Origin of the sequence: Amycolatopsis roodepoortensis (assembly GCF_024628825.1) — a bacterium.
GTDB classification, from domain to species: domain Bacteria; phylum Actinomycetota; class Actinomycetes; order Mycobacteriales; family Pseudonocardiaceae; genus Amycolatopsis; species Amycolatopsis roodepoortensis.
The window spans coordinates 1,525,707-1,552,224 of the sequence record NZ_CP102415.1 but is presented as its reverse complement, the minus strand read 5'-3'; the positions used below and the strand labels follow the sequence as shown (position 1 = coordinate 1,552,224).

Sequence of the window (26,518 nt, the reverse complement as noted above, 5' to 3'; positions counted from 1 at the left end):
ATGAGGGTGTGAAGCCGCTCCGGGGTGGGTAATTCCCGTCACGCCAACTCAAAGTGACAGGAAGATGAGGGACCGTGACCACCTCGACCCCCGCGCCCACGGAAGCAGGTCTGGAGCTCAAGACCAGGCTGAACGCCTACCTGGAGGACGTGGCCGCGGCACTGGGGATACGGATGGAGGCGTCCACGGTCGACCTCACCGGTCCGGTCACCGCCAGGATGAGGCTCAACTGGCGTCTTCCCGGTTTCCCCGAGCGCGACGTCGACCTGATGTGGCACGAAGAGCACGGCTGGTCGGCCGCCGTGGCGACGCATTCGGACGACGATCACCACGTCGTCGTCGCCTACCTCGGCGGCCGGACGGTGGCGTCGCAGCCGCGGCTGGTCGCCAGGTTCGCCGAAACCCTCCGCACCGGGGACCACCAGGACTGCTGGCCCGGCGCGCCGACGCTGCGCACCGCCGGCGGGCCGTCCGCGCTCGCCAAGGAGCTTTCCGCCTGGGCCTGATCACCCGGGCGGCGTGAGGACGACGTCGAGCGCGATCGCGATCTCCCTGCCGATCAGGAACCTCGGCGCGCGGAGACCGATCGCCCTCCGGTCGAAGACGGCGCCGGCGACCACTCGCCAGGTGCCGTCGCCGTTGTCCACCGGCCCGGTACCGGTGACTGTCAGCGGACACGACTCGCCACGCGCTCCGAGAGCGCCGTGGACCGACCACTCGTCCGGGCCACCCTCGACGCGGTCGGCCGTGAAGGTCAGGACGGGCTGTGTGTCGATCGCCAGCAGACCGGGTTTGCGCAGGTCGGCGTCGCGTTTGGTGTTGCCGGTGTCGATGCCGTCGAGGTCCAGCGCGGCCTCGACGGCGGAGACGCCGTCCGCGGAGACCCGCACCGAACCCAGGCTGACCGGGATCGAGCCGTGAACCACGCGGAAGCCGAAGTTCCGGACGGTGAACGTGGCCGAGGTCCGTTCGGCGAGCACGGTCCAGGTGCCGACGCGTGCGGATGTCCCGGCGGTCATCGCGGCTCACCCACCAGGCCGAGCGAGGGCAGCGACGTGTGGAGCACGCGGTGGACGTCGATCCGGTCCGGACCCGGCAGCAGCGCGGGATCCTCGCCGGGCAACAGTTCCGTGCTCATGATCGTCTTCTGGACGGCCTCCATCGCCTCGATCGACTCCGTGAAGCCGAGGACGAGCATGGACCGGTCTTCGGCGGTCAGGACGTAGAAGCCGCCGACCCCGTCGAGTCCCCGGACCGCGGGCCGAATCCGCTCGCGCCCGCCGAATCGCGCGGCGTCGGCCTGTGCCGGGGTGAGCGGCCGGTCGAACCAGGTCGCCTGCGCGATCTCGGGCTCGGCCGTGCCGCCTTCGACGTCGGAGACCTCGAAGACCCGGGCGTCGAAGGTGCCGGGTGTGCGCCGGTCTGCCGCGGCGAGCGCGGACCCGCGGTCGCGCCACAACGCGACGACGAGCCCGGTCAGGCCGCCGACCTGGGCGAGGGTGCAGGTCCCGGGCGATCCCGTGCCGGGGTGGAGTTCGGCGGCGAGGGCGTGACCCCAGCCCGCGGACTCGCCGGCGTGCGAACGCCGGAACTGGTGGACGGTGGCGTACATGGGCTTTCCTTTCCGTCGGACACGCCGACTCTGCGCCCTCGGCCGCCGCCGGACATCAGTGCCAGTACGCAGTGCGGTACGGAATCGGGCACTCGGAGCGATACTCCTTTCGTGAACCGGGAACCGTTCGTGGGCCGGGCGGCCGAACTGGCGAGTCTGCGTGGCAGGCTCGCCGACGCCGCCGCGGGTTCCGGCGGGCTCGTGCTCGTCTCGGGGCCGCCCGGGATCGGCAAGACCAGGCTGGTCGAGGAGGCGGTGTTCACCGCGACCGAGGTCGTGTGGGGGCGGTGCGCCGACGATCCGGGAGCGCCGCCGCTGTGGCCGTGGCGTCGCGTCGTCGAGGCGCTGCCGTCGGTCGATTCGGCCGTGACGGCCGCTTTCGCCGAGGCCGAGGGCGTGGCCGACGTCCAGGCCGCCCGGTTCCGGCTGGTCGCCGCGGCGTCGGACGCGCTGGTGGCCGCCGCCGAACCGGCGGGCCTCGTCGTCGTCCTGGAGGACCTGCACTGGGCCGACGAAGCGTCCTTGCGTCTGCTGCGGCATTTGGCGGGGGAGCTGCGGCGGTCGAAGCTGGCCGTGATCGCGACGCATCGGGACACCGGGCACACGCCCGCGCTGGACGCCGCCCTGCCGGATCTCCTGCGCCGTCCGGGCGCGCGGGGCATCTCGCTGCCGCCGTTGGCCGAGCCCGAGGCACGGAGGCTCCTCACCGGACTGGCGGAGGAGGAAATACGCGAGGCGTATCGCCGTTCCGGCGGGAATCCGCTCTATCTCGGCGCGATCGCGCGTTCGGCGGGCGGAGCCGAACTCGGCCATCTCGTGCGCGCCACGGTGGCGGCGCTCGGGCCGGAGGTGCGGCGGCTGCTCGCCATCGCGGCGGTACTCGGCGAGGACGTCGAAGCGGCTCTCCTGGCGGAGGTGTCCGGCCTGCCGCTCGCAGAGGTGGCACACGGGCTCGATCAAGCCACGAAGGCCGGCGTGCTCGGTGAGGGGCGATTCGCGCACGCCGTCGTCCGCGACGGGATCTACGCGGATCTGGGGCAAACCGAGCGGGAGGCGTTGCACGGCCGTGCCGCCGCCGCGCTCGAAGACCACGCCCGGCGCGACCCCGCGCTCGCCGGGACGGTCGCGGGGCACTGGCTGCGCTCGGCGTCCGCGCCGGAGAAGACTGCCGAGTGGGCGGCGGTCGCGGCCGCGGAAGCGAACCGGGCACTGGCCTTCGACGAAGCGGCGCGTTTCCTCGCGATCGCGCTGGACGCCCGCGCGAAGGCCGGACTGTCCGAAGTGGACCGTGCCGGGCTGCTGCTCGACCTGGCCCTCGCCGAATACCGGACCGGCCGGTTCGCGCGAAGTCTCGACCATGCCCGGCAGGCCGCCGACGCCGGGCTTCTCGCCCGCGCGGCGCTGGTGGTCCGCGATGTCGCGGCGCCGGACCTCCTGCCCGGCATCCGCGACCTGGCCGCCCGCGCGCTCGCCGCGGACGACGTCGACCGGACGACACGGGCGCGTCTGCTGGCGCACAGTGCGTCGGTGGAAGCCGACTACGGCCGGTTCGCCGAAGCGGGGAAGCTCGCCGACGAGGCTTTCGCGCTCGCTGAGGAATCAGGTGATCCCGAAGCGCTGGTCGACGCCGTCCGCGCCCGGATGAAGATCGCACCGGAAAAGCTGCCGTTACCCGAAAGGCTCCGGCTCGGAGCGCTGGCCGCCGAGCTGGGGGCACGCACCGGGCAGCCGCTGGTTTCCTTGTGGGGACACAAATGGCGGATCGACGCGGCATTGGAGGACGGGCGGATGGCGCTCGTCGACGACGAACTCGTCGCGGTGACGGCCCTGGCCCGGCTGACGAGGCTGCCGCTGGTCCGCTGGCACGACCTGCGGCTGCGCAGTTCGGTGCTGGCCTTGCGCGGAGATCTGACCGAAGCGCGCGAACTCGACCTCGCGGCGGAGGAACTGGCGGACACCGAACTCGCGGACGACTTCTCCGCGAAAGGGATGTCCTACGCCTTCCGCACCCAGCTCGTGCTGCTCACGGGTGATCCCGGCGATCTCCCGAAGGATTACGCGGGCCTGCTGGAGCGGGCCCCGCATCTGCCGGTCACCCTGGTCTCGCGGCCGCTGCTGAGCCTGCTCACGGGCGACCTCGACGAGGCCCAGGTCCGGTACGAGCAGCTGGTCCCGCTGGTACGGAGCCCGGAGTTCGCCTTGCACACCACCGGTGCGCTGCCCAATCTCGTGCCGCTGGTCGAAGCCTTCCACGACACCGACATGGCGGAATACCTGTTGCGGCGCCTCGAAGAAGTGCGGCCGATCGTGTCCGGCGGCGCCGGCGTCTTCTGCACCGGCTCGACCCTGGAGCAGCCCGCCCGCCTCAACGCCGTCCTGGGCCGCCACGACGAGGCCGTGCGGCTGTACGAGCGGACGATCGCCGTCAACGAAGGCATCGGCGCGCGACCCGGTGTCGCCCAGGCCAGGTTGCTGCTCGCCGAAACGCTGGTCGCCCGGGGAGATCTCGTTCGTGCGCAAGGGATCGCGCGTGACGCGCTCGACGAGTTCCGGCGCCTGGCCATACAGGGACCGCTCGCGCGGGCCGCGGCGCTACTCGACCGGATCCGCGCCGGACGCCGTGCCGCCGACCCGCTCACCGGGCGGGAACGCGAGATCGTCGCCCTGCTCGCCGACGCGCTGAGCAACCGCCGGATCGCCGAGAGGCTCGTGCTTTCCGAACGCACGGTGGAAAGCCACGTCCGGAGCATCCTGGCGAAACTGGGCCTGGCGAACCGGACCGAGGTCGTCGCGTGGGCGAGCAGGGAAGGCCTCAGGGACTGACGGTCAGCTTGCCGAGGATGCGCGCGACGACGGCGTCGAGGTTGGCTTCGAGGAAGAAGTGCCCGCCCTCGAACACCTCCATCTCGAACGAGCCGGTGGTGTGCTCGCGCCAGTTTTCGACGTCCGGCAGGTGCAGGACCGGGTCCGCGTTCCCGGCGAGCGCCACGATGGGGCAGCTCACGTCCGGGCCGGGCCGGTACCGATAGGTCTCGACGGCCTTGTAGTCGCCGCGCAGCGCGGGCAACGCGAGCGCGCGGATGTCCGGGTCGGCGAAGATCGTGGGGTCCGTGCCGCCGAGACGGCTGACCTCGTCGAGGAAGGTGTCGTCGTCGGCGAGGTGGTGCGCCTTCTCCTTCTGGATATCGGGACCACGGCGGGCCGAGACGAACAGTGCCGCCGGGACGATCCCGCGTGCTTCGAGCCGCCGGGCGACCTCGAAGCCGACGATCGCGCCCATGCTGTGCCCGAAGAGGGCGAACGGTTGCGGGAGCGCGGCGGCGACGTCCACCAGATGCTCGGCCAGGACGTGGACGTCGTCGATGACCGGCTCGCCCATCCGGTCCTGCCGTCCCGGGTACTGGGCGGTGTGCACCTCGATCGTGGGCGAGAGGGCCGCCGAAAACGCGCGGTACGCGCTCGCCGATCCGCCCGCGTGCGGGAAGGCGAGGAGCCGCATCCCGGCCGACGGCGCCCGGTGGAAGCAGCGCGTCCAGCTGCTCGGAGCCTGTCCTGCCATCGAAAATCCCCCAATCCGTGCGGGAACGCCCCCGCACGACACTGGAATGTACGGGGGGTTCGCGGAATGAGTCCATGCTTGTGCGGGGTTGTTCACGGTGGGAACACGGGAAGGGAGCGAGTGTGGCGGAGGACCTGAAGATCAGGATCGGGGCCGGGCTGGGGACCGGGACGGCACCCGGGGAGTTCGGCGCCGCGGTCGATCTGCTGGAGCAGGCGGGCGTCGATTCGCTCTGGCTGCCCGAGGCGGTGTACTCGCCGAGGATCGACCCGGTCGTCGGGCTGACGCACGCGCTCGCCCGCACGACGAAACTGAAGGTCGGCACCGGGGTGATGGTGCTGCCCGGCCGTGATCCGGTCCTGGTCGCGAAACAACTCGCCTCCCTCGCCGCGCTGGCGCCGAAGCGGGTCCTGCCGGTCTTCGGCCTGAAACCCGCGCGGGACGCGGAACTGCCGTTGTTCCCGGTACCGCAGGGCCGCCGGGCCGCGGTGTTCGACGAGTCGTTGCGGCTGATCAGGGCGTTGCTGGAACAGGAAGAGGTGACCTTCGAGGGCGAGTTCTTCCGCGTCGAGGGCACGGGCCTCGGCATGCCACCGGTCAAGCGGCTCGACCTCTGGCTCGGCGGGAAGGCGCCGGGCGCGCTGCGGCGGGTCGGGAGGCTCGCGGACGGCTGGCTGGCCAGTTTCCTCACGCCGGAGGAGGCGAGGGCCGGCCGGGAGGCGATCCAGGAGGCCGCGGCCGAGGCGGGCCGGGAAATCGAGGCCGACCACTTCGGCATCAGCCTCATCGTCGCGGAGGACGGGATCCCGGACGCGCTCGCGGCTTCGATCGCGGCCCGGTCCGACGCGGACCCGTCCCGGCTGATCGCGGGCGGCTGGCGCGCCGCCCGCGACCTGATCGCCGAGCACGTCGACGCCGGGCTGAGCAAATTCGTGCTGTACCCGGCCGGGCCGGAGCCGATCGAGCGGTTCGTCGAGAACTTCGTCGAGCACGCCGTGCCGCTGCAGAACTAGTGGGTCACCGTGGTCGTGAGTGGCGATTCGGGTTAGAACCCGAATCGCCACTCACGACCCACTGGACCGACGCGCTAGTCGAACTTCAGCTCTTCGGTCCGCCGCGGCATCAGCAGCAGCGCGCCGACGCTGAGCACGGCGACCACCAGCATCGCCAGAAAGACGTGGTGCGTGGCGTCCGCGAGGGCGCCGCGCACGAACGTCGTCGTCGGGGTGTCCGGGCCGTGGCCCTCCAGGACGACACTGGTCGCGTCGACCCCGGACGGCAGGCCGGTGACCCCTTCGGGCGGGTTGGCGAAGCGGCTCGCCAGCGTGGCGTTCGCGATCGCGCCGAAGATCGCCACGCCCACGGCGCTGCCCAGCGACCGGCTGAACATATTCGTCGCGGTGACGACGCCGCGGCGTTCCCACCCGATCGTGGACTGCACGGCGATCAGGGTCGGGCTCGACGCCAGGCCCAGCCCCAGCCCGAGGACGAACGCGGCCGAGGCCGCCAGCCAGATCGACGATCCCGCCGTCAGGAACACCGTGAGCGCCGCCCCCGCGATGACGATCCCGCTGCCGATCAGCGCGGTGTCCCGGAACCCGATCCGCATGTAGACGCGGCCCGCCAGCGACGCCGAGATCGGCCAGCCGACGGTCAGCGCCGCCAGCGCGAATCCGGCGACGAGCGCGCCGGTGCCGAGCACACCTTGGGAGAAGGTCGGCAGATACGAGGTGAGGCCCATCAGCAGCATGCCGACGACGACGGCGATCAGGTTCCCGCCGATCAGGGTCCGTTTGGTGAAGATCCACAGCGGCAGCACCGGCTCGTCGGCCTTGCGCTCCACGAACACGAACACCGCCAGCAGCACCACCGCGCCGCCGAAGATCGCCAGGCTCGGCGCGGACGCCCAGCCCCAGGCGACCCCGCCCTCCAGCAGGCCGAGGATCAGCAGCGAGCAGCCGAGGGTGAGCAGCGTGGCGCCGAGGTAGTCGATGCGGTGCGAGCGGCGTTCGACGCGTTCGCGGAAGTTCCGGAACAGCATCCACGCCGCCAGCGCGCCGAGCGGCAGGTTGATGAAGAAGATCCAGCGCCAGTCGAGGTACTCGGCGAACACACCGCCCAGCGTCGGCCCGACCACCGACGAGATCGCCCAGACACTGGCGAGGTAGCCCTGCACCCTGGCGCGTTCCTCGACGGTGTACATGTCGCCGACCATGGTCAGCGCGATCGGCTGGATGGCGCCGGCGCCGATGCCCTGCACCGCGCGGGCGGCGATCAGCACCGGCATGCTCCAGGCCGCGCCGCAGAGCACCGAGCCCAGCAGGAACGCCGCGATCCCGAAGAACATCACCGGCCGCCTGCCGAGGACGTCGGCGAACTTGCCATACAGCGGGACGGTGACCGCCTGGGTCAGCAGATAGATCGAGAACAGCCACGGGAACTGCGAGAACCCGCCCAGATCGGCGACCACCGAGGGCACCGCCGTGGCGATGATGGTCGAGTCCAGCGCGATCAGGCCGGAACACAGCATCACGGCGATCAGGACGGGGCCGCGTTCGGACCGGAAGCCGACCCCTTCCTTCGCGGTGACCGGGGCCGGGGTCGTCATCTGTGGCGGTCTCCTCGGGCTCATGAACGACGTCAACTACTTCGCATGGGTAAGCATTCCATGGAGACACCCGGTCATGGGACCGATTTTTTCCGTGAGCTATCCCGCAAAATGGATCGGATGAGCACCTGGATCCGCCCGATCGGCCGTGGCTGGGCCGTCCGCGACAGCGTCCCGGGCCCGGACGTCGACGAGTTCGCCGACCCGGGCCGGGTCGAGGCCGCGCTCGCCGGCGCGCACGGCGACAGCCTGCTGGCGGTCCAGCATCCGGCGAGGACGCCGGCCGCGCTGGCGGGCGGCCTGTCGATCGAGGCGGCATTGCCGCAGGCCAGGGCCACGTTCGAGCGGATCCGGAAGCGGCACTACCGGCCGGTCTCCGACGTCGTCGCGCCCTATCGCATCGATGGGCCGGACGGGGTCGCGCTGGGCGTGCTGTGCCTGGTCGATCCGGCCGCGGTCCGCGACGACGGGGTGACCAGGGTGCGGCACACCGAGGACGTCTATCCGGACGTCGTCGCGGAGCGGGCGGCGATGCTGGCCGGGCTCGGTGTCGCGACGAGCGCCGCGATGCTCGTCCCCGCGACGGGTGGCCGGGAGCTGACCGCGCTGATCGAACGGATCTGCCGGGGGCAGGTGCCCAGCCTGTCCACAGTGGACGGACCGGGGCGCAAGCACGAACTGTGGCTCGCCGGTCCCGGGCAGGCCCAGGACGAACTGCTGGCGGCCCTGGACGGCCTGGATCTCCTGGTCGCGGACGGCAACCACCGGGTCGCGGCCGCCGCGGCTTCGGGGCGCGGCGCGTTGCTCGCGCTGGTCACCGGCGGGCCGGGGCTGCGGATCGGGCCCATCCACCGGGTGCTCGCCGGCACCGGTCTCGACCCGGCCACCCTGGTCCGGCGATGGACGGAGGCGGGATTCGACGTCCATCCCGGTCCGCCGGGGCCGCCCGCCGAACCGGGCGAGGTGACCGTGCTGGCGGGCGGGCCGGCGTTCCGGGTGACGCTCGGCAAGGCGGGCGGTGACCACGCCGTGGTGGAGCAGGAGTTGCTTCGCGGGGCGCTCGGCGTCGATCCGGAAGGGCCGAACGTGCACCCCCTGCTGCCGGGCGCGCCGGTGCCCGAAGACGCGGACGCGGTATTCCTGCTTGCTCCGGTTCCGTACGCGGAGGTGCTCGCCGTGCACGCGGCCGGATCGCGGATGCCGAGGAAGGCCACGTATTTCACGCCGAAACCGCGGAGCGGGCTCCTCCTGGCCGAACTGTGATCCCGCGCTTTTGTCGGTGACGCGGCCTAGGATCGGCCTCGTGGAACTGCCCGTGATGCCACCCGTCAAGCCGATGCTGGCCAAGGCCGTGCACGAACTGCCGCGCACGCCGGGGCTGCTGTACGAGCCGAAGTGGGACGGCTTCCGTTGCGTGGTCTTCCGCGACGGCGACGAGGTCGTGCTGGGCTCGCGTAACGACAGGCCGCTCACGAGGTACTTCCCCGAGCTGGTCGAGCTGCTGAAGGACGCGCTGCCCGAGCGCTGTGTCGTCGACGGCGAAATCGTGCTGGTCACCGAGGGCGGGCTCGACTTCGAGACGCTCCAGCTGCGCCTGCACCCGGCGGCGTCCCGGGTGAACAAGCTGGCCGCGGAGACGCCCGCCAGTTTCGTGGTGTTCGACCTGCTCGCGCTGGACGACCGGGATCTGACGCCCGAACCGTTCGCGGAGCGGCGGAAGCTGCTCGAAGGCGTCGTCGACACGAAGCTCGCCCGGGTCCACCTCACTCCGCTGTCCGAGGATCCCGACGTCGCCCAGGACTGGTTCACCCGGTTCGAGGGAGCGGGTTTCGACGGCGTGATGGCCAAACCGGCCGACGCGCCGTACGAACAGGACAAACGGGTGATGTGGAAGGTCAAGCACCAGCGGACGGCGGACTGCGTCGTCGCCGGGTTCCGGTGGCACAAGGACGGCGTCGGCGTCGGGTCGCTGCTGCTCGGGCTCTACAACGACGAAGGCGTCCTGCACAGTGTGGGCGTGGCCAGCAGTTTCACCGCCGCCAGGCGTCGTGAGCTGGTGGACGAGCTCGCGCCGCTGCGGGAGAACGCGCTGGAGAATCATCCGTGGCGCGAGTGGGCCGAGACCCACGAAGAGGCGGGCGGCCGCATGCCGGGCGCGGGGAGCCGGTGGGCGCCGCAGAAGGACCTGAGCTGGGAGCCGCTCCGCATCGAGTGGGTCGCCGAAGTCCGCTATGAACACGTCGAGGGCACGAGGTTCCGTCACGGTGGAAGGCTCGTGCGCTTCCGCCCCGACCGCGAGCCTGCCTCGTGCACGTACGCGCAGCTCGAAGAGGTCCCGCCCGCCGAGCTGGCCACCTTGTTCACCGAGCTGGGGGAGACATGAAGGCAGAGCCGGTCACGCTGGACCTCGACGGCGTCGAGTTCACGGTGTCCAATCCGGGCAAGGTCTACTTCCCGGAGAACGGCGAGACCAAATTGGACCTCGTCGAGTACTACCGCGCCGTCTCGGTGCCGCTGCAGGCGCAACTCGGCGGCAGGCCCCTGCTGCTGGAACGCTATCCCGACGGCGCGGGCGGGAAGTCGTGGTTCCAGAAGCGGGTCCCGAAGAACGCGCCGGCCTGGCTGACCACGACGGTGGTGTCCACCCCGAACGGCACCACCTCGGACGCGCTCGTGGCGAAGGACCTCGCGCACATCATCTGGGCGGTGAACCAGGGCTGCCTCGGGTTCCACGTCTGGCCGAACCGGGCCGACGCGCTGGACATCAGCGACCAGCTCCGCATCGACCTCGACCCGTCGCCGGGGATCGGGTTCCCCGAGCTGCGGCACGGAGCCGTCCTGGCGAAGGCGTTGCTCGAAGAGCTGGGTATCACCGCGCAGCTGAAGACCTCGGGCTCGCGCGGTCTGCATCTCTACGTGCCGTTGGAACCGAAATGGGACGGCTACGAGGTCCGCGCGGCCGCCGTCGCGCTCGCCCGCGAGCTCGAACGCCGCCACCCGGAGGAGATGACGGCGCAGTGGTGGAAGGAAGAACGCGGCTCCCGCGTGTTCGTCGACTTCAACCAGAACGCGCCGCACAAGACGGTGTTCGGCGCGTGGTGCGTACGGCCTCGGGTCGGCGGGCAGGTGTCGACGCCGATCTCCTGGGACGAACTGGAGACCGTCGAGCCGGACAAGCTCACCCTGTCCACTGTGCCCGCTCTGCTGGCCGAACGCGGAGATCCTTGGGCGGGAACGGAACCCCAGTCGATCGAGCCGTTGCTCGAAATGTCCAGAAAGGACATGGCGAACGGCCTGATGGACGCGCCATGGCCGCCCGTCTACCCGAAGATGCCGAACGAGCCGCCCCGGGTCGCGCCGAGCCGGGCGAAGAAAGACGGCGTTTAGTCCTCTGAATGCGGGGAGTCAGAGTGGCAGGTCGAAAGCAAGTTGCGTGTTCGCGGCGGGTTTGGCCTTGCGGGTGGACCGGTGGCCGGGGAGGGTCGCGGCGCACCGGGGGCACGGGGCGACGTCGGTGGTGGTGAGATCCACCGGCGTCCACAGCCGGGCTTCCTTGTCCCCGCAGGCGGAACGCCGGTAGCGGAGGTCTTCGGAGCGGGTCATCAGATGCGCGGCGGGGGAGTCCTCCGGCAGCGCGCCGACCAGGTACCAGCGTCCGGCGGTGTTCGTCATGGAACTGTCCTCCCGATACAGGTGGTCCAGCTCGAGATTCCTTCCGCACGCCAGTGTCGGCGAGACACGCCGCGATTCCCGGTATTTCCGCCTTTCGGCGTGTCAAGGCGCGTCCGGTCCGGACACGCGTGATTACGGGCGTAACTCGCGTGCTTGGGGGCGTAACTCGCGTGTTTGGAGGCGTAACTCGCCCCGGTGCTGAGTTACGCCGCCAAACACGCGAGTTACGCCTTCGATCACGTGAGTTACGCCTCTGGACACGCGAGATCGGGCGCGGACGTCGGCGTGTCAGTCCTGAATGAACCGCAGCACGCGCAGCATGGCCCGGTCGTCGACGACGTCGGGATCGTCCGCGACGCATTCTTCGAGACGCGCGGTGACGGCCTCGGTGTCGATCCCCGAACCGATCAGCACCAGTTCGCTCCGGCGCGGCAGGCCGGCGGGCCACGCCGACCGGTCCAGCTGGATGAAGGAGCCGACGGTGTGCAAGCCGAACCGGGACCGCGGGCCGTTCGGGCCGAAGTCGAGGAAACCCTTGATCCGGTAGAGCCCGCCGGGGCGCTGTTCGAGGAAGTCCATCAGCCGTCGCGGGTCCAGCGGCTGTTCGGTGGTGAAGGCGACGCTGTCGTACGCGGTGTGGAAGTGGTGCTCGTGGTCGTGCTCCTCCTCGCGGAGGTCGTCGAACGACAGCTGGCCCACCCGTTCGCGCGGCCGGGCGTCGAAGAACAGGGTGGGGTCGATCCGGCCGTGGGAGGTCGCGATCACCGGCGTGCCGGGCGCGATCTCGTCGATCGTGCCGCGCAGTTTGCTCAGGGTGTCCTCGTCGGCCCGGTCGATCTTGTTGAGCACCACCAGGTCGGCGAACCCGAGATGCTCGTCCAGCTCGGGGTGCCGTTTCCTGGTCGTCTCGAACTCGGCGGCGTCGACGAGTTCGACCAGGCCGCCATAGGCGATGGCGGGGTTCTCGCTGGCGATCATCAGGCGGATGAGGTCACGCGGTTCGGCGAGGCCGCTGGCTTCGATCACGATGACGTCGATGCCGGCCTCGGCCTCGGAAAGCTTCGCGAGCATGGCGTCGAGCCCGCTCGCGTCGACGGCGCAGCACAGGCAGCCGTTGCCGAACGACATCATGGTGTCGACCTGGCCGGAGACGGCCATCGCGTCGACCGCGATGCTGCCGAAGTCGTTGACCACCACCCCGATCCGCGCCCCCTGCCGGTTGGCCAGCAGGTGATTGAGCAGGGTGGTCTTGCCGGAGCCGAGGAAGCCCGCGACCAGGATGACCGGAATCCGCCTGTCGACCACGATTTTCCTTTCCGTCGGAGCTCTCCGCACTCTAGCGACGGCCGGAGCGGGCCAATACACCGGCACGGGGAAAGAACAGAAGGGCTCGCCGTCGAATACGCTCGAAAGAGTGATTAACGACGATCATAAAGTGATCTTGACCGGATGTGATCATTTCGCGCGATCCATTTCGGTGAATATCCTGCGAAGTCTTACGCAATTCCAAATATTGTCGTCCGCAAGTGTTCTAGCTGGAGAAATGTCACCGCAGGCGAAGCTTCTGCCATTTGGAGGATCGTGGCGGTCTTTCCGTGGGGTATCGTCTTTCGTCTGGTCCGGACCCGGCCATCTCGCCGATCAGGCATGATCTCTCCGGGCATTTCCGAGTGCAGGAGGAATGGTGATCGTTCCCGCCGCCGGTGCCGGCGTCGAATTCGGAGAGTGGGAAGCCGAGGTGGCGACGGCCTCCATGCGGGTGACGGATATCCCTCGCTTGCCTCCGGAGGTGGCGCCGCGGGAACGGAGCGTGGACGTCGCCGAGGCGGAGGACTTCCTCCGGCTCTTCCACGCCGAAACGGACGCTGGGCCGGCGCGGCTGCGCGAGCGGCTCGACCGGGTCCGCGCCGAGATCGGTGACACCGGCACGTACCGGCACACGACGGCCGAGATCGAGTTCGGCGCGCGGGTGGCCTGGCGGAACTCCGCCCGGTGCATCGGCAGGCTTTACTGGCAAGGGCTGAGGGTGCGGGACCGCCGGGACGTGGTCGGAGCCGCCGCCATCGCCGAGGAGTGCGTCACCCATTTGCGGGAGGCGACCCGGGGCGGCCGGATCCGCCCGACCATCACCGTGTTCGCGCCGGACGGCCCGGCGGGGCCCGGCCCGAAGATCCACAACGACCAGCTCGTCCGGTACGCCGGCTACCGGCTGAGCGACGGCTCGGTGCTGGGCGATCCGCGCTACGCCGGCTTCACCGAGACCGTCCAGGCGCACGGCTGGCGCCCGCCCGAGCGCAAGGGATCGTTCGACGTCCTCCCGCTGCTCATCGAATCGGAACCGGGGGAGCGGCGCCTTTTCCGGCTGCCGCCGGACGCCGTGCTGGAGGTTCCGTTGTCGCATCCCGACCACCGCTGGTTCGCCGGGCTCGGGCTGCGCTGGCACGCGGTACCGGCGATCAGCGACATGCGGCTGGTCGTCGGCGGGATCACCTATCCGGCGGCACCGTTCAACGGCTGGTACCTCGGCACCGAGATCGGCGCGCGCAACCTGGCCGACACCGACCGCTACGACCTGCTGCCGGTGATCGCGGACCTGATGGGCCTGTCGATGAAGTCGGAACGCACCCTGTGGCGCGACCGCGCGCTCGTCGAACTGACGCTGGCCGTCCAGCACTCCTTCGACGCGGCGGGCGTGACCGTCGCCGACCACCACACCGAATCGCGGCGGTTCCTCACGCATATCGCCAAGGAGGAGCGCGCGGGACGCCGTTGCCAGGCCGAATGGAGCTGGATAGTCCCGCCGCTGTCCGGCGGGCAGACCGCCGTGTTCCACCGTTACTACGACGAACCCGATCCGGCGGCGAGACCGGCGTTCCTGCCTCCCGGGTAACGCTCCGACGGGTGAAGAGGTGAGCCGAATGCGGCGTGTCGATGGGCCGGCCGGTGGCGCGGCAGGCGGCCGCGCGGACAATGGCGGCATGACCGCAGTGCTCGTCGCCCATGCCGGCAGAACCGGTGGGACAAGGGAGATCGCCGAGGTGATCGCCGCCGAGCTGCGGGAAAGCGGGCTGGCGGCCGATCTGCTGGACGCGGCCGAGGTCGAAGACGTCGAGCCGTACAGCGCGGTGATCGTCGGAAGCGCGCTCTACCACCGGCGCTGGCGCCCGGAGGCGGTGCGCCTGCTCACCGAGCACGAGGAAGCGCTCCGGAGCCGGCCGGTCTGGTTGTTCCACAGCGGGCCGTGCGGGCCGCTCGCCGCGGGCAAACGGGTGAGCCTGCCCGCGGGGGTCGCCCTGCTGGCCGCGAGGATCGACGCCGAGCGCACGGCCACCTTCGGCGGCAGGCTCACCCCGGCCACCGCGAGCGGCCTGTTCTGGAAGATCATGGCCGCGGGCCCGTGGGCGGGCGACTTCCGGGACTGGCCGTCGATCCGGGCTTGGGCGCGTGACGTCGGCCGCCGCGTGCGCAGCCGCGTCGCACTCTGAAAGACCGTTTTGTCGGTGCCCTGCCGTAGGGTGCCCCCATGGACAAACGGTTCACTGCGACGCTGGTCAAGAGCCCGGAGAAGGGCGGCTGGACGTATGTGGTCATGCCCGGCTCCGCCGAGTTCTTCGGCACCAAGGGGCTGGTGAAGGTCCGCGGCACCGTCGACGGGCACCCGTTCCGGAGTTCGTTCATGGCGCTGGGCGACGGCACCCACAAGCTGCCGGTGAAGGCCGACGTGCGCAAGGCGATCGGCAAGGAGGAGGGGGACACGGTGGAGGTCGTCCTGCTCGAACGGCTGGAGGGCTGAGTGGCCGCGGGCTGGAAGCCGTCCCCGGTCATCAAGATCTACGAGGCACTCGGCGCGGTCGCCGACGGGCGGGTCGAGGTCGACGGCGACACCGCGCGGGTCGCGTCGTCGGACAAGGCCAAGATCTACGACGTCCGCCATGATCCGGCGGCGGGGTCGATCACGGCCAACGACAACGGGTCCTACTGGCAGGGCTATCTCGGGTACCCGGGTATCGCGTACCTGATGGAGCGCGGCGTGCTCGCCTACGACGGCGGTCTCACCGCCGGGCTGGCCGGCGTGCCGTGGAAGGAACTCGCCACCCGGTACCGCAACGACTGGGCGAAGGTCGAGAAGCACGTCCGCGAAGACCTCACTGCCAAGGGCGTGGACCTGGAGCGGTTCGACGCCGGGATCGCGGAGATCTCGAGCAGGCTGGAGGACTTGGCGCTCACCAAGCTTTCCCCCCGGCAGCGTCCGCCGAAGTGATCTTCGCTTGACCTTGAGTTAAGTCGAGGTCTTAGCGTGAGCCAGGTCAAGATCCCTGGGGCACGTGAGGAGAACACTCCGATGGCTGTTTCGCTGGAACGGCGGGCGAACACGGTCCCGCCGCCGGACAAGGTGCCGGCCGAGGCCTGGCGGATGGCCTGGGTGATCGTGCTCGGCGCGTTCATGACCATGCTGGACACCACGGTCCTCGCGGTCGGCGCCGAGACGCTCACCCGAGAACTCGGCGCCGGAATCGCTTCCGTGCAATGGGTTTTCACCGCGTACCTGGTCGCGCTGGCGGTCGCGCTGCCGTTGTGCGGCTGGCTCAGCCGCCGGTTCGGCGCCGGCCGGGTCTGGCTGGCTTCGCTGGCGGCGTTCACCGTGGCGTCGGTGCTGTGCGCGCTCGCCGGGAACGTGGGCTGGCTGATCGGGCTGCGGGTGCTGCAGGGACTCGCAGCCGGGCTGCTCCTGCCCGCCGGGCAGACGGTGCTCGGTCAGGCGGTCGGGCCCGCCCGGCTCGGCCGCGTCATGGGGACGCTGGGCATCGTGATGAGCGTCGGCCCGACGTTCGGCCCGGTCCTCGGCGGCGTCCTGCTCCGCGGTCTGTCGTGGGAGTGGCTGTTCCTGATCAACATCCCGGTCGGCGTGATCGCGCTGGTACTCGGGCTGCGATTGGTGCCCCGTGGTGAGAAGGGCGCCGTGACCCGGCCGGACTGGTTCGGCTTCGTCCTGGTGAGCGCGGGAATCCCGGCCTTGTTGTACGGGCTCACCACCTGGGGTGAAGGCGGTGAAGAGTTCGGTGCCGGGGTGCTGGTGCCGCTCGTCGCGGGGGTCGTGCTGCTGGCGCTGTTCGTCCGGCGGTCGTGGGGCCGGGAGAACCCGGTCATGGACCTGACGCTGCTCCGGAGCCGCGTCTACACCGCGGCGGTCGTGTTGTCCTTCTTCGCCGCGCCCGCGTTGTTCGGCGCGCTTTTCCTGCTGCCGCTGTACTTCCAGGTGCTGGGCGGGAGCGGGGTCGTCGAGACTGGGCTGCTGCTGATGGGGCTCGGGGTCGGCACGGCGATCGCGTTGCCGATCTCCGGCAAGCTCACCGACCGCTACGGCGCGGGCCTGGTCGCCGCCTGGGGGAGTGTCGCGACGCTCGCCACCACCGTTCCCTTCGCCATCGGCGGGTTCCCGCCGGACGGCGTCGTCGTGCAGATCCTGTTGCTGGCCAGGGGAATCGCCGTCGCGTTCCTGCTGATGCCCGCGACGACGGCCGGGTACGCGGCCGTCACCAAGGAGCAGCTGCCCGACGCGGCCGCGCAGATCAACATCGTCAGCCGCGTCGGCGGCGCGGCCGGGACGGCCCTGTTCGCCGTCGTACTGGCGAACCTGTTGCCCGCCGGCGCGGACTCGGCGTTCCGGGCGACGTTCTGGTGGCTCACCGCCTCGGCCGCGGTCGCCGCGGTGCTGGGCGCGCGGCTCTGGTGGGTGACGCGCCGCGGGTGACCCCATTCGGTGGTGCCGCGGTTCTGCCGGGCTGGAGCCGGTGTCGCGAAAGCCACTTTCGCAACCTTCGACGTTGCGAAAGTGGCTTTCGCAACGTCGGTCGTGGCTGGGCCGGCACGGTCCTGGTGATCAGGTCGCGAAAGCCACTTTCGGGACATCAGACGTCCCGAAAGTGGCTTTCGCGACACCGGCTCCAGCAGACGCTCAGCCGCAGTGTTCCGAGGGGCTGTTGTACGACGTCCCGCCCGCGGAACCGCCCCACTTCACGCATTTGCCGGCCGCGGCCGCTTTCACCGGGCCGGCGAACCACGAGAACGATCCGGAATCGGTGATCCGGGACGAGCCCGCCACCTCGAGGTAGGCCGACGTCGCGGTCGCGGTGCCCGCGGACGCGCTCTTCATCGTGCTGACACAGTTCTGCCCGTTGGAAGCGTTGTAGGACAGGTAAACCGTGCCCGCCGTCCCCAGCGGGGCCGAGTCGATCACGCCGTATCCGCCGCCGCACACCGGGGCGCCGAGGGCCGGCTCGGTGACGGTGGAGAAGCGGATGGTCTCGTTGGCGTTCCCCGCCGGGCCCGCTTCGTACAGCACGCCGACCGAACCCGAGGACAGCTGGACCATGTCGGAGTACGCGGCGTCACCGCTCCACACCAGCGTTCCCGCGGAGTTGCCCTGCCAGTTCGCGCCCTCGTCGAACGACGACCGCACGACGAGTTCCTTGCGGCGGTCGCAGACCGACGGCGCGGCGAACAGGATCCGGTTGTACTTGCCCGCCTTGTCGGTCGCGGTCATCCGCGCGGTCGAGGCCTGCACCACGGGGGTGATCAGATCCTCCTCGAACGAGAACTTGGTGGAGAAGCTCGCCCCGCCGTCGGAGCTGATGGCGTAGGCACGGTTCTTGGCGCCGCCGCTGAGACACTTGTCGTCGTTGTTGGCCTGGTTGCGCGCCGCGGCGTAGACCCGGCCGTCGAGCAGTTCGGTGACGCTGATCTCCTGCGGGTTCAGCTCGGCCGACGCGGCCGGGGTGTCGGTGGCGCCGCGCTTCCAGGTAACACCCTGGTCGTCGCTGTAGATGAGCGCGCCGCTGTTCTTGCCGTCCATGGTGTAACTCATCCCGGCGACGATGCGGCCCGCGTGCGCGCCGCGGGTCAGCACGATGCCGTGCGACGGCCCGGTCGCGAGCCAGCCGGGCGCGGCGCTGAACCCGAGTTGCGTGGTGAGCACCTTGGGCGCGGTCCAGGTCTTGCCGTGGTCGTCGCTGATCGAGACCCGCGGAATCCGGTTGCAGTCGGGGTTCTTGACGCATTCCATCACCGAAAGCAGCACGATCCGCCCGGTGGACGGGATCACGATCGGTGTCGGGTTTCCTTTGGTGTCACCGAAACCCTCGATGACGACCTTCGGGGCGCTCCAGGTCTTGCCGTTGTCGGCGGAGCGTTTGACGACGAGATCGATGTCGCCGCGGTCGTTGCAGAAGCTGGCTCCGCCGTTGCGGCCTTCGGCGAACGCGAGCAGTTCGCCGTTGTTCGCCTTGACGATGGCGGGGATTCTGAAACAGTCGTAACCTTCTGTTTTCTCTTTGTACACCAACGTGTTCCCGACCGCGGCGGCCGAGAACTGGTCGCCGGTGGCCGGCGCGGCGAGGGAGGTGGCCGGGGCTGCGCCGACCGCCGCGGTGGCGACGAGGGCCGCGAACAGGCCCTGTGCGACGCGGGAGATCTTCACGGGATGACTCCGTCCTGGATTTCGGTTCAGGTGACGGGGCATCAGAGTCCTTCCGGCTCGTACAGCCGTCGTACAAGCCGCGTACAACCCGGTTTCGCGCTTTGTGTCAGGTGACACAGAACGACGCGATGATCCCTGCCAGGCTCGTTCCCGCCGGACACGGCGCGAGATCGGAAGGGAGGGCCGATGACGGTGATCGATCCGGAGAGGGTGAGGGGCGGCCGATCACCGGTTCGCGTCGTGGCGCCGGTGGGTCCGGCCGGTGGCGGGACCCACCGGCGGTTGCCGGCCCGGGGGAACGGTAACGGCCGGCGCGTCGTCGGAGTACCGCACACCGACGAGGGGGAACGCGATGCGAGTGACCGATGCCGAAGGCGGGGAGTGGCTGATCGTGCGCCGGTTCGCGCCCTGGTTGCGCCGGATCCGCCCGCTCGCGATCGTCACCGAAAGCGAGCGCTACCGCGAAGTGTCGTTCACCCGGCACCGCGGCCGGTCCACGCGGGAAGAACGCCTGGACGTCGGGGACTGGCTGATGCTGGGGATCGCCGTCGGGCAGGCCGCCGGGGTGGCGCTGATCCTGTCGCCCGTCCTCGTGGCGGAACTGGTGGCGTGGGCGGTGACGGGCGCCGTTCTCCGCCTGCTGAGGCTGACCGGCCTGGTCCGTACCCGGGTCGACCTCATCGCGCCACCGCCCGCGGTGCGCAGCCTCGCGCCGGTGCGGGTGCTGCTGGTGCCGGGGAAGGCCGCGGCCGAGCTCGTCCGCGAACTCGCGAGGCTGATCGAGTCCACACCGGACTTCGATCCGGAGAACGAGCCGCGCGTGCGGAAACTGTTCCTGGCCACCGGAGCGCGCGTGGCACGGCACTTCGGCCTGCCATGGCGGCTCAGCGGTCGTCGGGTGCCAGCTGCCTGAGGTCGTTCACGCTCCGCACGACCAGCCGCTGGCGGCCGGTGCTGAGCAGCCCGTCGGCACGCAGGGTCCGCAGGGTCCGCGCGACGGCCTCCCGCGACGCGGACGCGAGCCCGGCCAGGTCGCGCTGGCTGATCCGCAGGGCGATCAGGGTGCCGTCGGCGACGGGCACGCCGTACCGCTCGGCCAGGTCGACCAGGATCGCCGCGATGCGTTCGGCGGCGGTGCTGTCGCCGAATTCGGTGCGGCGCGAGTTCGCGTAGCGCAGCCGGGAGGTGATGATCCGGAGCAGGACCACGGAGATGCCGGGATGCTCGCGGAGCACGGCGTTGAACGCGCGCGAGGACAGCCACAGGCCGGTGACCGGCTCGACGGCGATCGCCGTGGCCGAGCGCAGGCTGCCGTCCATCGACGCCATCTCGCCGATGATGTCGCCCGGATCGCGGACGGCCAGCACGGCGTCGTAGCCGCCGGTGGACACCGAGGTGATCTTGACCCGCCCGGTCATCAGGATCAGCACCCAGTCCGACCGGTCACCCTCGCGGATGATCACCGTGCCCGCCGGGTACCGGCGCAGTTCGGCCCCGGCACGCAGCGCCTTGCGCTGGCCGTCGTCGAGCAGCTCCCAGAGCCTGCCGGGTGGATCGTGCGGCGCCGCCGCCGGCTGTGTCATGCCTTTTCGTCGCCTCCGTGCGCGATCGTACGAGACGTCAGCCGGGGATCTCCTGGTACGCCTGGGAAAGGCGCTGGACGCCCTCGCGTAGCTGCGCGCCGGTCGCGGCGCTGACGTAGCTCAGGCGCAGATAAGGTCCCGGAGCCTCGGCCGCGAAGTACATCCTGCCGGGGGTGACCGCTACTCCGGCACGGAAAGCGGCGCTGGTCAGCGCTACTTCGTCGACGAAACCGGGGAGCGGCTGCCACAGGTGGTAACCCCCGGTCGGGACCGGCACGGCCGTCCAGGTCGGCAGGAACTCCCGCAGCGCCGAGACGGCGACGTCGCGGCGTTCCCGCAACGAGGAAGCGAGGGTTCGCAGGTGGCGGCCCCAAGCGGGAGAACTCACCAGTTCGAGCGCGGTCTCCTGCAGCGGGCGCGGCACGAAGAAGCTCTCGACGGCGTGGAGCCCGCGCAGTCGTTCCAGCGCCGGTCCGCGCGCGGCCAGCGCGCTGATCCGCAGGCTCGGTGACGCCGGTTTCGTGAGCGAGCGGATGTGCACCACGACGCCGTCGGGGTCGTCGGCCACGAGCGGCGGCGGGGGAGCCGGGCTGCCGGGATGCGCCATCAGCCGGGCGAAATCGTCCTCGATGACGAAAGCGCCCGCGTCACGCGCGATCCGCAGGACCTCGGCGCGGCGTTCGGCGCACAGCACCGCGCCGGTCGGGTTCTGGAACGCGGGCTGGCAGACGAACAGCCGGGCGCCCGTGTCGCGGAAGGCGTCGGCGAGCAGCTCGGGCCGGACGCCGTCGCGGTCGATCGGCACCGGGACCGGCCGCAGCCCCGACGCCCGCGCGATGGCGAGCATCCCCGGATAGGTCGGGGATTCCACCAGCACCGGTGCGCCGGGAGCGCCGAGCGCGCGCAACGCCGTGGTCAGCGCGCTCTGCCCGCCCGAGGTGACCAGCACGTTCTCGACGTTCACCGGGCTGCCGATGTCACGGGCGAACCAGGCCCGCAGTTCGGGCAGGCCGCAGATCGGCGGCCGTGTCCACGCGCCGGGGCGGCGTCCGGCGCGGGCGGACGCCGCGGCGAGTTCGCGTTCCGGCTGGAGGCTCGGATGCGTGTAGCCGCCGTTGAGGTCGATGACGCCCGAAGGTGGATCGCTCAGCGCGGTGAGCACGCCGCTCGCGTCGATCGCGCGGGTGCCGGACTGCGAGCTCAGCGCCACCTCCTGCCACGACACGTCGCCGGTCACCGCCACCTCGCGGGGCGGCGGGGCGCGGAAGACACCGGCACCGGGCCGGGTGATCACCAGTCCTTCGGCGGCCAGCGCGGCGATGGCGCGCGACACCGTCACCGGGCTCACCTTCAGCTCCCGGACCAGCTCCCGGCTCGACGGGAGCTTTCCGTCGATCGGATAGCGCTCCAAAGTGGATCGCAGCTGTATGACCAGGCTGGTGACGCTGCTACCATCGGACATGAGACTGGATGATAGCGCTATCGCGGACCGGGCAGTAGCGGTCCGCTCCGGGACCGCGCTGGCGGCGCTGGGTGTCCTCGCCTTCTCGTTCACGTTCCCCGCCACCGTGTGGGCGCTCAAGGGTTTCGACCCGTGGACCGCCACCGGGCTGCGCAGCGTCCTGGCCGCGCTGGTCGCCGGCACCTGTCTGCGTGTCTTCCGGGTCCCGTTGCCGAGGCGCGACCAGTGGCGGGGCCTGGCCGTGGTCTCCCTCGGCTGTGTCCTCGCGTTCCCGATCCTCACCACGCTCGCGCTGACGACGTCGTCGACCGCGCATTCCGCGGTGGTGATCGGGCTGCTGCCGCTGGCCACCGCCGTCATCTCCTCGAAGCTGACCGGGAACCGGCCGTCCCGCCGGTTCTGGCTGGCCGCGGCGGTCGGCGCGAGCGCCGTCGTCGTGTTCACCGTCGCGCAGAGCGGCGGCGGACTGTCCACAGCGGACCTGTTCCTGTTCGGCGCGCTCGTGCTGTGCGCGTTCGGGTACGCCGAGGGCGGCAGGCTGGCCAGGGAGATGGCCGGCTGGCACGTGATCGCGTGGGCGCTGGTGATGGCGCTGCCGGTGACCGGCGCGTTCGCCGTCTTCGGGCTCGCGACCGAACCGCTGCACATCACCGGCGAGGGGATCGTCGGCCTGCTGTACGTCGCGCTCATTTCGCAGTTCGGCGGTTTTTTCGCCTGGTACCGGGGAATGGCCGAGATCGGGGTCGCGCGGGCGAGCCAGCTGCAGCTCGCCCAGCCGCTGCTCACCCTGGTCTGGGCGGTCCTGCTGCTCGGCGAGCATCTTCCGGCCGCCGCGCCGGTGACCGCGCTGATCGTTGTCGCCTGCATCGTCGTGACCCAGCGGTCGCGTAGCTAGATCGACGTCGCGAATCCGCCAGACCGCGGTGCCCGCGTGGTGATGGGCTGAAGCACATGACCGCTTCGACTCTCGACACCTCCGCGCGGACCCCGCTGAAGGGATGGCTCGCCGTCCTCGCGGTGACGCTCGGGATCTTCTCCCTCGTCACCACGGAGATCCTGCCGATCGGCCTCCTGACCCCGATCGGCGCGGACTTCCGGATCACGCCGGGGACGGCGGGCCTGACCATGACCCTGCCGGGCTTCCTCGCCGCGCTCGCGGCCCCGGCCGTCACCGTCGCCGCCGGACGGCTGGATCGCCGGATCCTGCTGTGCGCGCTGATGGTGGTGCTGGCCTCGGCCGACGTACTCGCGGCGACCGCGCCGGCCTACTGGGCGATGTTGGTCTCGCGAGTCCTGGTCGGGCTGGTGATCGGCGCCTTCTGGGCGATCGGCTCCGGCCTCGCCGAGCGGCTCGTCGGCCCTCGGCAGGCGGGCAGGGCTACCGCGGTGATCTTCTCCGCGGTCCCGCTCGGCTCGGTTCTCGGGGTGCCGGCGGGAACGTTCCTCGGCGAGCTTTTCGGCTGGCGGGCGGCTTTCGCCGTGATGGCCGTCTTCACGGTCGGTGTCCTCGCCGCGCTGGCGCTCGCGTTACCTCCGCTGCCGTCGGCGGACGCGACCCGGCTCGGTGTCCTGCGCGGGATGACCCGCGAGCGGGCGACCCGGCTCGGCCTGCTCGTCACGGTGCTGGTCGTGCTCGCCCATTTCGGGACCTACACCTACGTCACGCCGCTCCTGCGCCAGGTGACGCAGGTGAGCCCGGAACTGATCACCGTCTTCCTGTTCGTCTACGGCACCGCCGGGATCGCCGGCAACTTCGTCGCGGGCGCGGCGATCGCCCGTGACCTCCGGCTGACGTTCCTCGCCGCGGCGGGTCTGATCGGCGCCGTGACGTGCGCGTTGCCGTTTTTCGGCGACACGAAAGCGGGCGCGCTCGCGCTGCTGGTGGTGTGGGGTTTCGCCTACGGCGCCGTCCCCGTCTGCTCGGGAACGTGGTTCGCCAGAGCGGCTCCGCAGGCGCCCGAAGCGGCGTCGGTGCTGTTCACGTCGTCGTTCCAAGCGACGCTTTCCGCGGGCGCGCTGCTCGGCGGGCTGGTCGTCGACGCGGTCTCCGTCCCGGCCGTGATGGTCACCGGAGGCGTGGTCGCGCTGCTCGCGGCCGTCGTCCTCAGCCGAGCACGGTCAGTGTGACCAGCGCGGTGGTCCCGACCAGCAGGGTCGAGAGCAGGCCGAGCAGCAGGGCACGGCCGCCGGTGCGGACGAGTTTGCCGATCCGGACCGCGCAGCCCAGCCCGAACAGTGCCCCGGCCAGCAGCAGGGTGCAGGCGATCTTCGCGACGTCGAGCGCGAAACCCGGCACGATCCCGGTGCTGCGCAGGGCGGCCATGGCCAGGAAACCGAGCACGAACAGCGGGACCAGCGGCGGCCGCTTGCCGTCGGCGGGCCGGTGCCGTTCGTGCACGCCGACCGCGGCGACCATCGGGGCCAGCAGGACCACGCGGCTGAGCTTGATCACGATGGCGACCGCGATGGCGGCGCTTCCGGCGGGGGTGGCCGCGGCGACGACCTGCGCGACCTCGTGCACGCTGAGGCCCGCCCATTCGCCGATCCGGGCCGCGTCGAGCCGCAGCCAGCCGCCGATCAGCGGTACCGCGGCGATGGCGAGCCCGCCGTAGAAGGTGACCAGGGCGACCGCGGTCGCGACGTCCGAGTCCTCGCGTTTCACGACGCCTTCCATGGCGGCGATGGCCGACGCGCCGCAGATCGAGAACCCGGTCGCGACCAGGATCCCGAGGCCGCGGGGGACGCCGAGGAGCCTGCCGAGACCGATCGTGCCGAGGAACGTGATCCCGACGGTGAGCACGACGGCGATCAGCGTCCCGGGGCCCAGCGCCAGGACGGCCGGGAGCGAGAGTTGCAGACCGAGCAGCACGACACCGGCGCGAAGCAGCTTCTTGGTGATTCCGGCGATGGCCTTCCGGGTCGCGTCGGACAGCGAAGGCAGCGAGCCGGCGACGATACCGAGCACGACGGCGATGGTGAGCGCGCTGATGACCGGGAAAGCGGTGCCGACCAGGTACGCGGCGGCCACTCCGGCGCCGGTGATCGCGAAGGCGGTCAGGTAGGGCTTCGTCGGTCTCGCGTGCGTGGTGCTCATGGTTCGAGCCTCGCCCGGACGGGGCGACCGCGGTAGCCGGGACTACGAGGGGTAGGTCATACACTTGGGCTATGACCGCACCCGATCTGGACTCCCTGCGCCTGCTGGTGCTCGTGGACGAGCTCGGCAGTATCGGGCAGGCCGCGGCCAGCCTCGGGATCGCGCAGCCGTCGGCGAGCAAACGACTGTCCACAGTCGAGCGAAGGCTGGGGCTGGTGCTGGTCGACCGTACGCGGCGCGGCTCCGCGCTCACCCCCGACGGCCGGGTCATCGCCGGCTGGGCGCACCGCGTCCTGTCCGAACTCGACGGTCTGCTCGACGGCGCCGAAGCCCTGCGCACCCAGCACGAGGCGCATCTGCGGGTCGCCGCGAGCATGACCTTGGCCGAGTATCTGGTGCCGGGCTGGATCGGCGAGCTCAAACGCGGCGACCCCGGGCTCTACCTCGGGCTGGAGGTCACCAACTCCGACCAGGCCGCCGAGCTGGCGCGGGAGGGCAAGGTCGACCTCGGGTTCGTCGAGTCGCCCGGTTCGCTGCCCGGCCTTTCGTCCCGGCGGGTGGCCACCGACCACCTGGTCCTCGTCGTGCCCGCGGGTCATCCGTGGACGCGCAAGCGCCGGCCCGTGACCGCGGCCGAACTGGCGATCACGCCGCTCGTGGTCCGCGAACCGGGTTCCGGGACCAGGGAGACCGTGGACGCCGCGTTGCGCAAGGCCGGTGTCGGCCCGGCGAAACCGTTGCTGGAACTGGGGTCCGCCTCCGCGGTCGGCAACGCCGTGATCGCGGGCGCCGGTCCGGCGGTGATCAGTGAACTCGCCATCGTCCGGGACGTCGCCGAAGGCAGGCTCGTCCCGGTCCCGGTGGACGGCGTCGATTTCGGGCGGGAACTGCGCGCGGTGTGGCCCGCCGGGCGGCGGCTCGCCGGTCCGGCCGCGGAACTGCTGAGCATCGCGGTCCGGAATGCGAAAGCCCGCTGAGTCCTTTCACGTTCTCTTCGCGTGATACCGAATCCGTCATCGGCGTGCTACCGACGATAGGACGAATCGCCGTCGATTTCCGGAAATAGGTACGGACCACCATTCCCGGTGGTCCGATGAAAGCGGAATGGTGGACTCCGGGTAACAGCTCCGGATGGCGTATCGGCCGTTCTTCGTTGCCACTGTGGGAAAACCGGGTCGCACGGAGGCCTCCGGTGTATCCGGAACGCTAAATTTCCGCGACGTTCTTCGCGTTTCGCAGGTCGGCGTTCCGCCATCCGGTTCCTGTGACCGGAAACCCTACTGTCGAGTATTGACGTAAGGCCTCGCCTGCGTTTAAGTACGCCCGGTGACCAAGTCACTCTTCCGTGTGCCGGAGGCTTCCCGTGGGTAAGTCGTTTCCCGGCGCCGATGCCTCGACGCTGACCGGTACGGCGGACTGGTCCTCACCCGGCTCGTCGTTGCCGTGCTCGG

At 70.7% G+C, this 26,518-nt stretch carries 25 protein-coding genes; 15 read left to right on the top strand and 10 right to left on the bottom strand.

Annotated features, from left to right (window positions below; all coding sequences use genetic code 11):
* Positions 1-74 precede the first annotated feature (74 nt).
* Positions 75-506, top strand: a complete 432-nt coding sequence (locus NQK81_RS07345) for a DUF6292 family protein (RefSeq protein WP_257487614.1) — start codon at positions 75-77, stop codon at positions 504-506.
* Here the strand turns inward: NQK81_RS07345 and NQK81_RS07340 are convergent, their stop codons facing one another.
* Both NQK81_RS07340 and NQK81_RS07335 read right to left on the bottom strand, forming a co-directional pair.
* The gene (locus NQK81_RS07340; RefSeq protein WP_257487613.1) at positions 507-1,019 is read right to left on the bottom strand and encodes a YceI family protein; all 513 of its coding nucleotides are present in this window, start codon (positions 1,017-1,019) and stop codon (positions 507-509) included. It lies immediately after the preceding gene.
* Positions 1,016-1,612 (bottom strand): hypothetical protein, encoded by a 597-nt coding sequence (locus tag NQK81_RS07335; RefSeq protein WP_257487612.1) that lies wholly within the window; start codon positions 1,610-1,612, stop codon positions 1,016-1,018. Before NQK81_RS07335 ends, NQK81_RS07340 begins: the two co-directional genes overlap by 4 nt.
* Before the next feature lie 111 nt (positions 1,613-1,723).
* Between NQK81_RS07335 and NQK81_RS07330 the strand changes: the two genes are divergently transcribed.
* On the top strand, positions 1,724-4,435 hold the full coding sequence (locus NQK81_RS07330; protein WP_257487611.1) for an ATP-binding protein: 2,712 nt from the start codon (positions 1,724-1,726) through the stop codon (positions 4,433-4,435).
* On the opposite strand, the gene NQK81_RS07325 is transcribed toward NQK81_RS07330, so the two are convergent.
* On the bottom strand, positions 4,425-5,171 hold the full coding sequence (locus tag NQK81_RS07325; RefSeq protein WP_257487610.1) for a thioesterase II family protein: 747 nt from the start codon (positions 5,169-5,171) through the stop codon (positions 4,425-4,427). The two genes, NQK81_RS07330 and NQK81_RS07325, sit on opposite strands and share 11 nt — an antisense overlap.
* Before the next feature lie 122 nt (positions 5,172-5,293).
* Here NQK81_RS07325 and NQK81_RS07320 point away from each other — a divergent pair, with 122 nt between their 5' ends.
* The gene (locus tag NQK81_RS07320; RefSeq protein WP_257487609.1) at positions 5,294-6,184 is read left to right on the top strand and encodes a TIGR03854 family LLM class F420-dependent oxidoreductase; all 891 of its coding nucleotides are present in this window, start codon (positions 5,294-5,296) and stop codon (positions 6,182-6,184) included.
* A 74-nt stretch (positions 6,185-6,258) separates the two neighbouring features.
* Here NQK81_RS07320 and NQK81_RS07315 read toward each other — a convergent pair whose 3' ends face one another.
* Entirely contained in the window at positions 6,259-7,779 is a 1,521-nt protein-coding gene (locus tag NQK81_RS07315; protein WP_257487608.1) for an MDR family MFS transporter, read from the bottom strand.
* 111 nt (positions 7,780-7,890) lie between these two features.
* On the opposite strand from NQK81_RS07315, the gene NQK81_RS07310 reads away from it, so the two are divergent.
* Genes NQK81_RS07310 through ligD form a run of 3 tightly spaced genes read left to right on the top strand, consistent with a single transcriptional unit; the run spans position 7,891 to position 11,166 of the window.
* Positions 7,891-9,042, top strand: coding sequence for a DUF1015 family protein (locus NQK81_RS07310; protein WP_257487607.1), 1,152 nt, complete (start codon positions 7,891-7,893; stop codon positions 9,040-9,042).
* A 40-nt stretch (positions 9,043-9,082) separates the two neighbouring features.
* Complete coding sequence (locus tag NQK81_RS07305) at positions 9,083-10,162, top strand: ATP-dependent DNA ligase (RefSeq protein ID WP_185927281.1); 1,080 nt, start codon at positions 9,083-9,085, stop codon at positions 10,160-10,162.
* Positions 10,159-11,166 carry a non-homologous end-joining DNA ligase gene (gene ligD, locus NQK81_RS07300; RefSeq protein ID WP_257487606.1) on the top strand — a complete coding sequence of 336 codons (1,008 nt, stop codon included), beginning with the start codon at positions 10,159-10,161 and terminating at the stop codon, positions 11,164-11,166. Before NQK81_RS07305 ends, ligD begins: the two co-directional genes overlap by 4 nt.
* 18 nt (positions 11,167-11,184) lie before the next feature.
* Here ligD and NQK81_RS07295 read toward each other — a convergent pair whose 3' ends face one another.
* Positions 11,185-11,451 carry a hypothetical protein gene (locus NQK81_RS07295; protein WP_257487605.1) on the bottom strand — a complete coding sequence of 89 codons (267 nt, stop codon included), beginning with the start codon at positions 11,449-11,451 and terminating at the stop codon, positions 11,185-11,187.
* Positions 11,452-11,739: 288 nt separating this feature from the next.
* Entirely contained in the window at positions 11,740-12,756 is a 1,017-nt protein-coding gene (locus NQK81_RS07290; RefSeq protein WP_257487604.1) for a CobW family GTP-binding protein, read from the bottom strand.
* 376 nt (positions 12,757-13,132) lie between these two features.
* On the opposite strand from NQK81_RS07290, the gene NQK81_RS07285 reads away from it, so the two are divergent.
* The 5 genes from NQK81_RS07285 (at position 13,133) to NQK81_RS07265 (ending at position 17,203) form a co-directional block, all read left to right on the top strand.
* Entirely contained in the window at positions 13,133-14,341 is a 1,209-nt protein-coding gene (locus tag NQK81_RS07285; protein ID WP_257487603.1) for a nitric oxide synthase oxygenase, read from the top strand.
* An 88-nt stretch (positions 14,342-14,429) separates the two neighbouring features.
* Complete coding sequence (locus NQK81_RS07280; RefSeq protein ID WP_257487602.1) at positions 14,430-14,936, top strand: flavodoxin domain-containing protein; 507 nt, start codon at positions 14,430-14,432, stop codon at positions 14,934-14,936.
* A 38-nt stretch (positions 14,937-14,974) separates the two neighbouring features.
* The gene (locus NQK81_RS07275; protein WP_034322891.1) at positions 14,975-15,244 is read left to right on the top strand and encodes a DUF1905 domain-containing protein; all 270 of its coding nucleotides are present in this window, start codon (positions 14,975-14,977) and stop codon (positions 15,242-15,244) included.
* Entirely contained in the window at positions 15,245-15,712 is a 468-nt protein-coding gene (locus NQK81_RS07270; RefSeq protein ID WP_257487601.1) for a UCP014422 family protein, read from the top strand.
* Positions 15,713-15,793: 81 nt separating this feature from the next.
* On the top strand, positions 15,794-17,203 hold the full coding sequence (locus NQK81_RS07265; RefSeq protein ID WP_257487600.1) for a DHA2 family efflux MFS transporter permease subunit: 1,410 nt from the start codon (positions 15,794-15,796) through the stop codon (positions 17,201-17,203).
* 204 nt (positions 17,204-17,407) lie between these two features.
* Here NQK81_RS07265 and NQK81_RS07260 read toward each other — a convergent pair whose 3' ends face one another.
* Positions 17,408-18,928, bottom strand: a complete 1,521-nt coding sequence (locus NQK81_RS07260; protein ID WP_257487599.1) for a sialidase family protein — start codon at positions 18,926-18,928, stop codon at positions 17,408-17,410.
* Between the two features lie 352 nt (positions 18,929-19,280).
* Between NQK81_RS07260 and NQK81_RS07255 the strand changes: the two genes are divergently transcribed.
* The gene (locus NQK81_RS07255) at positions 19,281-19,841 is read left to right on the top strand and encodes a hypothetical protein (RefSeq protein WP_257487598.1); all 561 of its coding nucleotides are present in this window, start codon (positions 19,281-19,283) and stop codon (positions 19,839-19,841) included.
* On the opposite strand, the gene NQK81_RS07250 is transcribed toward NQK81_RS07255, so the two are convergent.
* Positions 19,813-20,511, bottom strand: coding sequence for a Crp/Fnr family transcriptional regulator (locus tag NQK81_RS07250; protein ID WP_126735856.1), 699 nt, complete (start codon positions 20,509-20,511; stop codon positions 19,813-19,815). The two genes, NQK81_RS07255 and NQK81_RS07250, sit on opposite strands and share 29 nt — an antisense overlap.
* A 37-nt stretch (positions 20,512-20,548) precedes the next feature.
* Positions 20,549-21,973 carry an aminotransferase-like domain-containing protein gene (locus NQK81_RS07245; protein ID WP_126735857.1) on the bottom strand — a complete coding sequence of 475 codons (1,425 nt, stop codon included), beginning with the start codon at positions 21,971-21,973 and terminating at the stop codon, positions 20,549-20,551.
* Here NQK81_RS07245 and NQK81_RS07240 point away from each other — a divergent pair.
* On the top strand, positions 21,972-22,868 hold the full coding sequence (locus NQK81_RS07240; protein WP_126735858.1) for a DMT family transporter: 897 nt from the start codon (positions 21,972-21,974) through the stop codon (positions 22,866-22,868). The two genes, NQK81_RS07245 and NQK81_RS07240, sit on opposite strands and share 2 nt — an antisense overlap.
* A 56-nt stretch (positions 22,869-22,924) precedes the next feature.
* Complete coding sequence (locus tag NQK81_RS07235) at positions 22,925-24,100, top strand: MFS transporter (RefSeq protein WP_257487597.1); 1,176 nt, start codon at positions 22,925-22,927, stop codon at positions 24,098-24,100.
* On the opposite strand, the gene NQK81_RS07230 is transcribed toward NQK81_RS07235, so the two are convergent.
* The gene (locus NQK81_RS07230) at positions 24,078-25,067 is read right to left on the bottom strand and encodes a YeiH family protein (RefSeq protein WP_257487596.1); all 990 of its coding nucleotides are present in this window, start codon (positions 25,065-25,067) and stop codon (positions 24,078-24,080) included. The two genes, NQK81_RS07235 and NQK81_RS07230, sit on opposite strands and share 23 nt — an antisense overlap.
* Before the next feature lie 71 nt (positions 25,068-25,138).
* Between NQK81_RS07230 and NQK81_RS07225 the strand changes: the two genes are divergently transcribed.
* On the top strand, positions 25,139-26,044 hold the full coding sequence (locus NQK81_RS07225) for a LysR family transcriptional regulator (protein ID WP_126735861.1): 906 nt from the start codon (positions 25,139-25,141) through the stop codon (positions 26,042-26,044).
* Positions 26,045-26,518: the final 474 nt, after the last annotated feature.